The organism is Peribacillus sp. FSL M8-0224 (genome assembly GCF_038003055.1).
GTDB lineage: Bacteria > Bacillota > Bacilli > Bacillales > DSM-1321 > Peribacillus > Peribacillus frigoritolerans.
Genome location: NZ_JBBOOJ010000001.1, coordinates 5,387,689 through 5,401,308, shown reverse-complemented (window position 1 = coordinate 5,401,308; position 13,620 = coordinate 5,387,689). Strand labels below are relative to the sequence as shown.

Sequence of the window (13,620 nt, the reverse complement as noted above, 5' to 3'; positions counted from 1 at the left end):
AAGGTATTTCATTTTTTTAAAAGCGTTGGTTAAGTCCTCGATCTATTAGTATCAGTCAGCTCCACATGTCACCATGCTTCCACCTCTGACCTATCAACCTGATCATCTTTCAGGGATCTTACTAGCTTGCGCCATGGGAAATCTCATCTTGAGGGGGGCTTCATGCTTAGATGCTTTCAGCACTTATCCCGTCCGCACGTAGCTACCCAGCTATGCCTTTGGCAAGACAACTGGTACACCAGCGGTGCGTCCATCCCGGTCCTCTCGTACTAAGGACAGCTCCTCTCAAATTTCCTGCGCCCGCGACGGATAGGGACCGAACTGTCTCACGACGTTCTGAACCCAGCTCGCGTACCGCTTTAATGGGCGAACAGCCCAACCCTTGGGACCGACTACAGCCCCAGGATGCGATGAGCCGACATCGAGGTGCCAAACCTCCCCGTCGATGTGGACTCTTGGGGGAGATAAGCCTGTTATCCCCGGGGTAGCTTTTATCCGTTGAGCGATGGCCCTTCCATGCGGAACCACCGGATCACTAAGCCCGACTTTCGTCCCTGCTCGACTTGTAGGTCTCGCAGTCAAGCTCCCTTGTGCCTTTACACTCTACGAATGATTTCCAACCATTCTGAGGGAACCTTTGGGCGCCTCCGTTACTCTTTAGGAGGCGACCGCCCCAGTCAAACTGCCCACCTGACACTGTCTCCCACCCCGATAAGGGGCGCGGGTTAGAATTTCAATACAGCCAGGGTAGTATCCCACCAACGCCTCCACCGAAGCTGGCGCTCCGGCTTCTCAGGCTCCTACCTATCCTGTACAAGCTGTACCAAAATTCAATATCAGGCTGCAGTAAAGCTCCACGGGGTCTTTCCGTCCTGTCGCGGGTAACCTGCATCTTCACAGGTACTATAATTTCACCGAGTCTCTCGTTGAGACAGTGCCCAGATCGTTACACCTTTCGTGCGGGTCGGAACTTACCCGACAAGGAATTTCGCTACCTTAGGACCGTTATAGTTACGGCCGCCGTTTACTGGGGCTTCGGTTCAAAGCTTCGCTTGCGCTAACCTCTCCCCTTAACCTTCCAGCACCGGGCAGGTGTCAGCCCCTATACTTCGCCTTGCGGCTTCGCAGAGACCTGTGTTTTTGCTAAACAGTCGCCTGGGCCTATTCACTGCGGCTTTTCTGGGCTATTCACCCTAAAAAGCACCCCTTCTCCCGAAGTTACGGGGTCATTTTGCCGAGTTCCTTAACGAGAGTTCTCTCGCACACCTTAGGATTCTCTCCTCGCCTACCTGTGTCGGTTTGCGGTACGGGCACCTTACATCTCACTAGAGGCTTTTCTTGGCAGCGTGGAATCAGGAACTTCGGTACTATATTTCCCTCGCCATCACAGCTCCGCCTTAATGGAAACGGGATTTGCCTCGTTTCCGGCCTAACTGCTTGGACGCGCATATCCAACAGCGCGCTTACCCTATCCTTCTGCGTCCCCCCATCGTTCAAACGATGTATAGGTGGTACAGGAATATCAACCTGTTGTCCATCGCCTACGCCTTTCGGCCTCGGCTTAGGTCCCGACTAACCCTGAGCGGACGAGCCTTCCTCAGGAAACCTTAGGCATTCGGTGGAAGGGATTCTCACCCTTCTTTCGCTACTCATACCGGCATTCTCACTTCTAAGCGCTCCACCAGTCCTTCCGGTCTGACTTCAACGCCCTTAGAACGCTCTCCTACCATCGACACCATACGGTGTCAATCCACAGCTTCGGTGATACGTTTAGCCCCGGTACATTTTCGGCGCGGAGTCACTCGACCAGTGAGCTATTACGCACTCTTTAAATGGTGGCTGCTTCTAAGCCAACATCCTGGTTGTCTAAGCAACTCCACATCCTTTTCCACTTAACGTATACTTTGGGACCTTAGCTGGTGGTCTGGGCTGTTTCCCTTTCGACTACGGATCTTATCACTCGCAGTCTGACTCCCAAGAATAAGTATTTGGCATTCGGAGTTTGACTGAATTCGGTAACCCGTTGGGGGCCCCTAGTCCAATCAGTGCTCTACCTCCAATACTCTCATCTTGAGGCTAGCCCTAAAGCTATTTCGGAGAGAACCAGCTATCTCCAGGTTCGATTGGAATTTCTCCGCTACCCACACCTCATCCCCGCACTTTTCAACGTGCGTGGGTTCGGGCCTCCATTCAGTGTTACCTGAACTTCACCCTGGACATGGGTAGATCACCTGGTTTCGGGTCTACGACCTCATACTCATTCGCCCTATTCAGACTCGCTTTCGCTGCGGCTCCGTCTCATCAACTTAACCTCGCATGAAATCGTAACTCGCCGGTTCATTCTACAAAAGGCACGCCATTACCCATTAACGGGCTTTGACTACTTGTAGGCACACGGTTTCAGGATCTATTTCACTCCCCTTCCGGGGTGCTTTTCACCTTTCCCTCACGGTACTGGTTCACTATCGGTCACTAGGGAGTATTTAGCCTTGGGAGATGGTCCTCCCTGCTTCCGACGGGATTTCTCGTGTCCCGCCGTACTCAGGATCCACTCAGGAGGGAACGAAGTTTCAACTACAGGGTTTTTACCTTCTTCGACGGACCTTTCCAGGTCACTTCATTTACCCCGTTCCTTTGTAACTCCATGTTGAGTGTCCTACAACCCCAAGAGGCAAGCCTCTTGGTTTGGGCTAATTCCGTTTCGCTCGCCGCTACTCAGGAAATCGCGTTTGCTTTCTCTTCCTCCGGGTACTTAGATGTTTCAGTTCCCCGGGTCTGCCTTCAGTACCCTATGTATTCAGGTAAAGATACTGTTCCATTACGAACAGTGGGTTTCCCCATTCGGAAATCTCCGGATCAAAGCTTACTTACAGCTCCCCGAAGCATATCGGTGTTAGTCCCGTCCTTCATCGGCTCCTAGTGCCAAGGCATCCACCGTGCGCCCTTTCTAACTTAACCGTTAAAAAAGATCTTACAGATGCTTTGAAAAAAATTAATTGCCTTCTATCTATTATCTAGTTTTCAAGGAACAAAGCAGAAAGAATCCATCACAGCGTGATGACTGTCTTTCCTATTTGAATGAATTACTCATTCAAAACTGAACAAAACAAAAGCGCTCTCGTAATTATCCTTAGAAAGGAGGTGATCCAGCCGCACCTTCCGATACGGCTACCTTGTTACGACTTCACCCCAATCATCTGTCCCACCTTAGGCGGCTGGCTCCATGAAGGTTACCTCACCGACTTCGGGTGTTACAAACTCTCGTGGTGTGACGGGCGGTGTGTACAAGGCCCGGGAACGTATTCACCGCGGCATGCTGATCCGCGATTACTAGCGATTCCGGCTTCATGCAGGCGAGTTGCAGCCTGCAATCCGAACTGAGAATGGCTTTATGGGATTCGCTTACCTTCGCAGGTTTGCAGCCCTTTGTACCATCCATTGTAGCACGTGTGTAGCCCAGGTCATAAGGGGCATGATGATTTGACGTCATCCCCACCTTCCTCCGGTTTGTCACCGGCAGTCACCTTAGAGTGCCCAACTGAATGCTGGCAACTAAGATCAAGGGTTGCGCTCGTTGCGGGACTTAACCCAACATCTCACGACACGAGCTGACGACAACCATGCACCACCTGTCACTCTGTCCCCCGAAGGGGAAAGCCCTATCTCTAGGGTTGTCAGAGGATGTCAAGACCTGGTAAGGTTCTTCGCGTTGCTTCGAATTAAACCACATGCTCCACCGCTTGTGCGGGCCCCCGTCAATTCCTTTGAGTTTCAGCCTTGCGGCCGTACTCCCCAGGCGGAGTGCTTAATGCGTTAGCTGCAGCACTAAAGGGCGGAAACCCTCTAACACTTAGCACTCATCGTTTACGGCGTGGACTACCAGGGTATCTAATCCTGTTTGCTCCCCACGCTTTCGCGCCTCAGTGTCAGTTACAGACCAGAAAGTCGCCTTCGCCACTGGTGTTCCTCCAAATCTCTACGCATTTCACCGCTACACTTGGAATTCCACTTTCCTCTTCTGCACTCAAGTTCCCCAGTTTCCAATGACCCTCCACGGTTGAGCCGTGGGCTTTCACATCAGACTTAAGGAACCACCTGCGCGCGCTTTACGCCCAATAATTCCGGACAACGCTTGCCACCTACGTATTACCGCGGCTGCTGGCACGTAGTTAGCCGTGGCTTTCTGGTTAGGTACCGTCAAGGTACCAGCAGTTACTCTGGTACTTGTTCTTCCCTAACAACAGAACTTTACGACCCGAAGGCCTTCTTCGTTCACGCGGCGTTGCTCCGTCAGACTTTCGTCCATTGCGGAAGATTCCCTACTGCTGCCTCCCGTAGGAGTCTGGGCCGTGTCTCAGTCCCAGTGTGGCCGATCACCCTCTCAGGTCGGCTACGCATCGTCGCCTTGGTGAGCCATTACCTCACCAACTAGCTAATGCGCCGCGGGCCCATCTATAAGTGACAGCGTAAACCGTCTTTCCATCTTCTCTCATGCGAGAAAAGAACGTATCCGGTATTAGCTCCGGTTTCCCGAAGTTATCCCAGTCTTATAGGCAGGTTGCCCACGTGTTACTCACCCGTCCGCCGCTAATCTCAGGGAGCAAGCTCCCATCGATTCGCTCGACTTGCATGTATTAGGCACGCCGCCAGCGTTCGTCCTGAGCCAGGATCAAACTCTCCGAAGAAATGTTTGACTTGCTCATTTGCTTTTTTTGATAGTATGTGCTCACTTAAAATTTAACGTTGGCGCTTTGTTTTGTTCAGTTTTCAAAGAGCAATTTGACTCTTCTTAAAGAATCAACTTACATATCATAACAAACCCAAATCGGCTTGTCAAGTTTTTTTGGTGGAGCCTAGCGGGATCGAACCGCTGACCTCCTGCGTGCAAGGCAGGCGCTCTCCCAGCTGAGCTAAGGCCCCAAAAAATAATGGTCGGGAAGACAGGATTCGAACCTGCGACCCCTTGGTCCCAAACCAAGTGCTCTACCAAGCTGAGCTACTTCCCGAAAAAAACATGGTGCGCCCGGCGGGAGTCGAACCTACAACCTTCTGATTCGTAGTCAGATGCTCTATCCAATTGAGCTACGGGCGCATATTAAGATGGTGCCGAGGACCGGAATCGAACCGGTACGGTAGTCACCTACCGCAGGATTTTAAGTCCTGTGCGTCTGCCAGTTCCGCCACCCCGGCATAAATAAATAGTGGAGCGGAAGACGGGATTCGAACCCGCGACCCCAACCTTGGCAAGGTTGTATTCTACCACTGAACTACTTCCGCGAACATGCGGGTGAAGGGACTTGAACCCCCACGCCTTGCGGCGCCAGATCCTAAGTCTGGTGCGTCTGCCAATTCCGCCACACCCGCATAATAAAATGGTGAGCCATGAAGGATTCGAACCTTCGACCCTCTGATTAAAAGTCAGATGCTCTACCAACTGAGCTAATGGCTCATATAAACTATTTATATATGCTATATCAAGCTTGTATGAAAATGGTGCCGGCAAGAGGACTTGAACCCCCAACCTACTGATTACAAGTCAGTTGCTCTACCAGTTGAGCTACACCGGCAAGTGTAAAAATGGTGGAGGATGACGGGATCGAACCGCCGACCCTCTGCTTGTAAGGCAGATGCTCTCCCAGCTGAGCTAATCCTCCATATATAACTGCTTGGCGGCGTCCTACTCTCACAGGGGGAAACCCCTAACTACCATCGGCGCTGAAGAGCTTAACTGCCGTGTTCGGAATGGGAACGGGTGTGACCTCTTCGCTATCGCCACCAAACATAAAAGGAACGTTGTTCCTTCAAAACTAGATAATAAGAAGGTATTTCATTTTTTAAAAAGCGTTGGTTAAGTCCTCGATCTATTAGTATCAGTCAGCTCCACATGTCACCATGCTTCCACCTCTGACCTATCAACCTGATCATCTTTCAGGGATCTTACTAGCTTGCGCCATGGGAAATCTCATCTTGAGGGGGGCTTCATGCTTAGATGCTTTCAGCACTTATCCCGTCCGCACGTAGCTACCCAGCTATGCCTTTGGCAAGACAACTGGTACACCAGCGGTGCGTCCATCCCGGTCCTCTCGTACTAAGGACAGCTCCTCTCAAATTTCCTGCGCCCGCGACGGATAGGGACCGAACTGTCTCACGACGTTCTGAACCCAGCTCGCGTACCGCTTTAATGGGCGAACAGCCCAACCCTTGGGACCGACTACAGCCCCAGGATGCGATGAGCCGACATCGAGGTGCCAAACCTCCCCGTCGATGTGGACTCTTGGGGGAGATAAGCCTGTTATCCCCGGGGTAGCTTTTATCCGTTGAGCGATGGCCCTTCCATGCGGAACCACCGGATCACTAAGCCCGACTTTCGTCCCTGCTCGACTTGTAGGTCTCGCAGTCAAGCTCCCTTGTGCCTTTACACTCTACGAATGATTTCCAACCATTCTGAGGGAACCTTTGGGCGCCTCCGTTACTCTTTAGGAGGCGACCGCCCCAGTCAAACTGCCCACCTGACACTGTCTCCCACCCCGATAAGGGGCGCGGGTTAGAATTTCAATACAGCCAGGGTAGTATCCCACCAACGCCTCCACCGAAGCTGGCGCTCCGGCTTCTCAGGCTCCTACCTATCCTGTACAAGCTGTACCAAAATTCAATATCAGGCTGCAGTAAAGCTCCACGGGGTCTTTCCGTCCTGTCGCGGGTAACCTGCATCTTCACAGGTACTATAATTTCACCGAGTCTCTCGTTGAGACAGTGCCCAGATCGTTACACCTTTCGTGCGGGTCGGAACTTACCCGACAAGGAATTTCGCTACCTTAGGACCGTTATAGTTACGGCCGCCGTTTACTGGGGCTTCGGTTCAAAGCTTCGCTTGCGCTAACCTCTCCCCTTAACCTTCCAGCACCGGGCAGGTGTCAGCCCCTATACTTCGCCTTGCGGCTTCGCAGAGACCTGTGTTTTTGCTAAACAGTCGCCTGGGCCTATTCACTGCGGCTTTTCTGGGCTATTCACCCTAAAAAGCACCCCTTCTCCCGAAGTTACGGGGTCATTTTGCCGAGTTCCTTAACGAGAGTTCTCTCGCACACCTTAGGATTCTCTCCTCGCCTACCTGTGTCGGTTTGCGGTACGGGCACCTTACATCTCACTAGAGGCTTTTCTTGGCAGCGTGGAATCAGGAACTTCGGTACTATATTTCCCTCGCCATCACAGCTCCGCCTTAATGGAAACGGGATTTGCCTCGTTTCCGGCCTAACTGCTTGGACGCGCATATCCAACAGCGCGCTTACCCTATCCTTCTGCGTCCCCCCATCGTTCAAACGATGTATAGGTGGTACAGGAATATCAACCTGTTGTCCATCGCCTACGCCTTTCGGCCTCGGCTTAGGTCCCGACTAACCCTGAGCGGACGAGCCTTCCTCAGGAAACCTTAGGCATTCGGTGGAAGGGATTCTCACCCTTCTTTCGCTACTCATACCGGCATTCTCACTTCTAAGCGCTCCACCAGTCCTTCCGGTCTGACTTCAACGCCCTTAGAACGCTCTCCTACCATCGACACCATACGGTGTCAATCCACAGCTTCGGTGATACGTTTAGCCCCGGTACATTTTCGGCGCGGAGTCACTCGACCAGTGAGCTATTACGCACTCTTTAAATGGTGGCTGCTTCTAAGCCAACATCCTGGTTGTCTAAGCAACTCCACATCCTTTTCCACTTAACGTATACTTTGGGACCTTAGCTGGTGGTCTGGGCTGTTTCCCTTTCGACTACGGATCTTATCACTCGCAGTCTGACTCCCAAGAATAAGTATTTGGCATTCGGAGTTTGACTGAATTCGGTAACCCGTTGGGGGCCCCTAGTCCAATCAGTGCTCTACCTCCAATACTCTCATCTTGAGGCTAGCCCTAAAGCTATTTCGGAGAGAACCAGCTATCTCCAGGTTCGATTGGAATTTCTCCGCTACCCACACCTCATCCCCGCACTTTTCAACGTGCGTGGGTTCGGGCCTCCATTCAGTGTTACCTGAACTTCACCCTGGACATGGGTAGATCACCTGGTTTCGGGTCTACGACCTCATACTCATTCGCCCTATTCAGACTCGCTTTCGCTGCGGCTCCGTCTCATCAACTTAACCTCGCATGAAATCGTAACTCGCCGGTTCATTCTACAAAAGGCACGCCATTACCCATTAACGGGCTTTGACTACTTGTAGGCACACGGTTTCAGGATCTATTTCACTCCCCTTCCGGGGTGCTTTTCACCTTTCCCTCACGGTACTGGTTCACTATCGGTCACTAGGGAGTATTTAGCCTTGGGAGATGGTCCTCCCTGCTTCCGACGGGATTTCTCGTGTCCCGCCGTACTCAGGATCCACTCAGGAGGGAACGAAGTTTCAACTACAGGGTTTTTACCTTCTTCGACGGACCTTTCCAGGTCACTTCATTTACCCCGTTCCTTTGTAACTCCATGTTGAGTGTCCTACAACCCCAAGAGGCAAGCCTCTTGGTTTGGGCTAATTCCGTTTCGCTCGCCGCTACTCAGGAAATCGCGTTTGCTTTCTCTTCCTCCGGGTACTTAGATGTTTCAGTTCCCCGGGTCTGCCTTCAGTACCCTATGTATTCAGGTAAAGATACTGTTCCATTACGAACAGTGGGTTTCCCCATTCGGAAATCTCCGGATCAAAGCTTACTTACAGCTCCCCGAAGCATATCGGTGTTAGTCCCGTCCTTCATCGGCTCCTAGTGCCAAGGCATCCACCGTGCGCCCTTTCTAACTTAACCGTTAAAAAAGATCTTACAGATGCTTTGAAAAAAATTAATTGCCTTCTATCTATTATCTAGTTTTCAAGGAACAAAGCAGAAAGAATCCATCACAGCGTGATGACTGTCTTTCCTATTTGAATGAATTACTCATTCAAAACTGAACAAAACAAAAGCGCTCTCGTAATTATCCTTAGAAAGGAGGTGATCCAGCCGCACCTTCCGATACGGCTACCTTGTTACGACTTCACCCCAATCATCTGTCCCACCTTAGGCGGCTGGCTCCATGAAGGTTACCTCACCGACTTCGGGTGTTACAAACTCTCGTGGTGTGACGGGCGGTGTGTACAAGGCCCGGGAACGTATTCACCGCGGCATGCTGATCCGCGATTACTAGCGATTCCGGCTTCATGCAGGCGAGTTGCAGCCTGCAATCCGAACTGAGAATGGCTTTATGGGATTCGCTTACCTTCGCAGGTTTGCAGCCCTTTGTACCATCCATTGTAGCACGTGTGTAGCCCAGGTCATAAGGGGCATGATGATTTGACGTCATCCCCACCTTCCTCCGGTTTGTCACCGGCAGTCACCTTAGAGTGCCCAACTGAATGCTGGCAACTAAGATCAAGGGTTGCGCTCGTTGCGGGACTTAACCCAACATCTCACGACACGAGCTGACGACAACCATGCACCACCTGTCACTCTGTCCCCCGAAGGGGAAAGCCCTATCTCTAGGGTTGTCAGAGGATGTCAAGACCTGGTAAGGTTCTTCGCGTTGCTTCGAATTAAACCACATGCTCCACCGCTTGTGCGGGCCCCCGTCAATTCCTTTGAGTTTCAGCCTTGCGGCCGTACTCCCCAGGCGGAGTGCTTAATGCGTTAGCTGCAGCACTAAAGGGCGGAAACCCTCTAACACTTAGCACTCATCGTTTACGGCGTGGACTACCAGGGTATCTAATCCTGTTTGCTCCCCACGCTTTCGCGCCTCAGTGTCAGTTACAGACCAGAAAGTCGCCTTCGCCACTGGTGTTCCTCCAAATCTCTACGCATTTCACCGCTACACTTGGAATTCCACTTTCCTCTTCTGCACTCAAGTTCCCCAGTTTCCAATGACCCTCCACGGTTGAGCCGTGGGCTTTCACATCAGACTTAAGGAACCACCTGCGCGCGCTTTACGCCCAATAATTCCGGACAACGCTTGCCACCTACGTATTACCGCGGCTGCTGGCACGTAGTTAGCCGTGGCTTTCTGGTTAGGTACCGTCAAGGTACCAGCAGTTACTCTGGTACTTGTTCTTCCCTAACAACAGAACTTTACGACCCGAAGGCCTTCTTCGTTCACGCGGCGTTGCTCCGTCAGACTTTCGTCCATTGCGGAAGATTCCCTACTGCTGCCTCCCGTAGGAGTCTGGGCCGTGTCTCAGTCCCAGTGTGGCCGATCACCCTCTCAGGTCGGCTACGCATCGTCGCCTTGGTGAGCCATTACCTCACCAACTAGCTAATGCGCCGCGGGCCCATCTATAAGTGACAGCGTAAACCGTCTTTCCATCTTCTCTCATGCGAGAAAAGAACGTATCCGGTATTAGCTCCGGTTTCCCGAAGTTATCCCAGTCTTATAGGCAGGTTGCCCACGTGTTACTCACCCGTCCGCCGCTAATCTCAGGGAGCAAGCTCCCATCGATTCGCTCGACTTGCATGTATTAGGCACGCCGCCAGCGTTCGTCCTGAGCCAGGATCAAACTCTCCGAAGAAATGTTTGACTTGCTCATTTGCTTTTTTTGATAGTGTGTGCTCACTTAAAATTTAACGTTGGCGCTTTGTTTTGTTCAGTTTTCAAAGAGCAATGTCTTTCGGAACAGCTTATTTATAATAACATTTCCTTTACTCTGAGTCAACAACTTTTTTAAAAACTTTTTAAAGTTTGTAATCTGTTTGCAACTCGTTCGTAACGACAGATATAAATATAACACCATTACGTTAACTGTGCAATACCTTTTATAAAGTTTTTTTGAGATAATGTTGTTTTTCTTTCAAACCCTAGAATTCGTACTATATAAAAGATATGAAATTATAATTAAAAAACAAAAACCGAATTGGACTTACCAGGATCAGAGGTTGCCCCCAATGATCCCAGCCATCCGAATTCGGCATGCAATCAAAACTCATTTTACTTATATTAGCGATGTCTCATTAAAGGGAATAGCAGGACGTCACGTATGGAAGGAGAATTGGTCAATAGCATAACCAAACGGTCAACACCAATTCCGAGTCCGCCAGTAGGCGGCATTCCGTACTCTAACGCCTCTAGGAAATCTTCATCCATTTCATGAGCTTCATCATTACCTTGCTCTCGTTCTTTTAATTGAGCTTCAAAGCGTTGACGTTGATCAATCGGGTCATTAAGTTCAGTGAACGCATTTGCATGCTCCCTACCTACAATGAATAACTCAAAACGATCTGTGAAACGGGAATCTTCCGGATTTTTCTTTGCTAAAGGAGAGATTTCCACTGGATGTCCATAGATGAATGTAGGTTGAATTAACTTATCTTCCACCTTTTGTTCAAAGAATTCATTTACGATATGGCCAAATTCCATGGATTCCTTAATTTCAATCCCATTTTCTTTAGCAAGCTGCTGGGCTTCTTCTTTACTCATTTCATTCCAGAAGTCCACACCGGTATATTCTTTTACAGCGTCAACCATGTGAAGTCGTTTCCATTCCGGTTTTAACTCTATCTCATACTCCCCATACTGGATGGTAGCCGTGCCCAGAACTTCCTGAGCAATATGGGCAATCAGGTTTTCCGTTAAACTCATGATATCTTGGTAATCCGCATAAGCCTCGTATAATTCAATCAATGTGAATTCAGGGTTGTGTCTTGTGGATACCCCTTCATTTCTGAAAACCCGGCCAATTTCATAAACTTTCTCCAATCCGCCAACGATCAAGCGTTTTAGATGAAGTTCAATGGCAATCCTTAAATTCAAAGGCATATCCAAAGCATTATGGTGAGTAAGGAATGGGCGTGCAGCTGCTCCACCAGCAACAGAGTGCAATAGCGGCGTCTCCACTTCAAGGTACCCATGATCATCCAAATACCTTCTCATGGCTTGTACAATGCGACTGCGCATGATCAACGTATTTTTGCTTTCCTCATTTGTAATTAAATCGACATAACGTTTCCGGTAACGCTCTTCAACATCCTTTAGGCCATGAAATTTATCAGGCAACGGGCGAAGCGCTTTAGCAAGGAAAACATATTCTTTAGCTTTAATAGAAAGTTCCCCGACTTTAGTTTTGAAAATAACGCCAGTTACTCCTACGATGTCGCCAAGATCCGTTTGATTGAAAATTTGGTAAGAATCTTCACCTATGTTATCTAAACGGACGTAGATTTGGATTTGACCGCTAATATCCTGGATATGGGCAAATCCCGCTTTCCCTTTTCCTCGCTTCGTCATGACACGGCCAGCGATCGTAACTTCAATTTCTTTTTCTTCAAGATCTTCCTTTTCTAATTCACCATAAGCACTGATTATCTCTTGAGTGTTATGTGTGCGCTCGAATCTGCTCCCGAAAGGGTCTTGTCCATTATCCATCATAGCCTGCATTTTATCGCGCCTTACCTGCAGTTGGTCATTCAATTCTTCATGACTCACGAAAATCATCTCCATCTTTATTAATAAATGCTTTATATAATTAATCAGAAATTCTTTTGCATACATATTTATTCTTACATAAAGTTAAGGAATTCAACAGCTTTTTATCATAAAACATTGTTTATGTACATATAAAAACTGCCAGGATTACTGGCAGTTAAGATAAGCGTATTATAGGAAAATAGGAAGGTGATGTCAAATTCAGACCATTTGGATATTTTGTTGCTTCGCTTCCACTTCATCAACAAGTCCATAGAGAAGCTTCACAACATCTTCCCTTGTTTCACAATCATTAATTCCTTTGCGAGCCGTAGCATTCCCTTTAACACCCTTTAAATACCAAGAAGCATGCTTACGCATTTCGCGAACGGCGACATTTTCATTTTTCAACGCAATCAGACGATCCATATGAAGCACGCAAACATCCATCTTTTCACGAACTGAAGGCTCATCCATCAGTTGACCGGTTTCAAGATATTTTACAGTCCGGTAAATCATCCACGGGTTACCTAGAGCTGCACGGCCGATCATGACTCCATCAACACCCGTTTCCTTCAGCATTCTTTCCGCATCCTGTGGAGTTTCCACATCACCGTTACCGATAAGGGGAATATTAATCGATTTCTTCACTTCACGTATGATGTCCCAGTTAGCTTTTCCTTCATACATTTGAACACGTGTTCTGCCATGCATGGAAACAGCTTTACCACCTGCGCGTTCAACAGCCTGAGCATTTTGAATCGCAAAAACGTGTTCATCATCCCAGCCTATGCGCATTTTTACCGTTACCGGCTTTTCAACAGCATCAACCACCGCTGAAACCATCTCATAAATTTTGTTTGGATCGAGAAGCCACTTCGCACCCGCATCACATTTAGTGATTTTAGGGACAGGACAGCCCATGTTGATATCGATGATGTCAGCAGTTGTATTTTTATCTACAAATTGCGCAGCTTCAACCAAAGATTTCTTCTCACCGCCAAAGATTTGCAAACTTAACGGCTTTTCTCTTTCATCTATATAAAGCATATTCATCGTTCTAGCATTTTTAAGAACGATTCCCTTGTCACTGACCATCTCCGCACAAACAAGACCAGCTCCAAATTCCTTGACAGTCAAGCGGAATGCCGAGTTACAGACTCCCGCCATCGGTGCCAGCACTACCTGGTTCTTCATTTCTATATCGCCTATTCTTAACACCTTGTG

The 13,620-nt window shown here is 49.3% G+C and carries 2 protein-coding genes, 9 tRNA genes and 5 rRNA genes; all 16 read right to left on the bottom strand.

What is annotated here, in order from left to right; all coding sequences use genetic code 11:
• Window positions 1–25: 25 nt before the first annotated feature.
• The 16 genes from MKX49_RS26315 to dusB all read right to left on the bottom strand — a co-directional run bounded on the left by MKX49_RS26315 (window position 26) and on the right by dusB (window position 13,614).
• A 23S ribosomal RNA gene (locus tag MKX49_RS26315) occupies window positions 26–2,958 on the bottom strand.
• A gap of 176 nt (window positions 2,959–3,134) precedes the next feature.
• Window positions 3,135–4,685: ribosomal RNA gene (locus MKX49_RS26310) — 16S ribosomal RNA — on the bottom strand.
• Window positions 4,686–4,844: 159 nt separating this feature from the next.
• Window positions 4,845–4,920, bottom strand: a tRNA-Ala gene (locus tag MKX49_RS26305).
• 9 nt (window positions 4,921–4,929) lie between these two features.
• Window positions 4,930–5,006: transfer RNA gene (locus tag MKX49_RS26300), tRNA-Pro, on the bottom strand.
• Window positions 5,007–5,015: 9 nt separating this feature from the next.
• Window positions 5,016–5,092: transfer RNA gene (locus MKX49_RS26295), tRNA-Arg, on the bottom strand.
• Between the two features lie 9 nt (window positions 5,093–5,101).
• A tRNA-Leu gene (locus tag MKX49_RS26290) sits at window positions 5,102–5,190 on the bottom strand.
• Window positions 5,191–5,202: 12 nt separating this feature from the next.
• Window positions 5,203–5,277: transfer RNA gene (locus tag MKX49_RS26285), tRNA-Gly, on the bottom strand.
• Window positions 5,278–5,282: 5 nt separating this feature from the next.
• Window positions 5,283–5,364: transfer RNA gene (locus MKX49_RS26280), tRNA-Leu, on the bottom strand.
• A 9-nt stretch (window positions 5,365–5,373) separates the two neighbouring features.
• Window positions 5,374–5,449, bottom strand: a tRNA-Lys gene (locus tag MKX49_RS26275).
• 42 nt (window positions 5,450–5,491) lie between these two features.
• A tRNA-Thr gene (locus tag MKX49_RS26270) sits at window positions 5,492–5,567 on the bottom strand.
• A gap of 11 nt (window positions 5,568–5,578) precedes the next feature.
• A tRNA-Val gene (locus tag MKX49_RS26265) sits at window positions 5,579–5,654 on the bottom strand.
• 10 nt (window positions 5,655–5,664) lie between these two features.
• Window positions 5,665–5,780: ribosomal RNA gene (gene rrf, locus MKX49_RS26260) — 5S ribosomal RNA — on the bottom strand.
• A 64-nt stretch (window positions 5,781–5,844) separates the two neighbouring features.
• Window positions 5,845–8,777: ribosomal RNA gene (locus tag MKX49_RS26255) — 23S ribosomal RNA — on the bottom strand.
• A 176-nt stretch (window positions 8,778–8,953) separates the two neighbouring features.
• A 16S ribosomal RNA gene (locus MKX49_RS26250) occupies window positions 8,954–10,504 on the bottom strand.
• The 16S, 23S and 5S rRNA genes sit together here with 9 tRNA genes alongside, the layout of an rRNA operon.
• Before the next feature lie 425 nt (window positions 10,505–10,929).
• Window positions 10,930–12,423 (bottom strand): lysine--tRNA ligase, encoded by a 1,494-nt coding sequence (lysS, locus tag MKX49_RS26245; protein ID WP_340878621.1) that lies wholly within the window; start codon window positions 12,421–12,423, stop codon window positions 10,930–10,932.
• Between the two features lie 192 nt (window positions 12,424–12,615).
• Entirely contained in the window at window positions 12,616–13,614 is a 999-nt protein-coding gene (gene dusB / locus MKX49_RS26240) for a tRNA dihydrouridine synthase DusB (protein ID WP_048690049.1), read from the bottom strand.
• Window positions 13,615–13,620: the final 6 nt, after the last annotated feature.

What these genes read in the sequence shown, in the direction of transcription:
- lysS (WP_340878621.1), bottom strand. Translation starts at nt 12,423, where the DNA reads ATGATTTTCGTGAGTCATGAAGAATTGAATGACCAACTGCAGGTAAGG.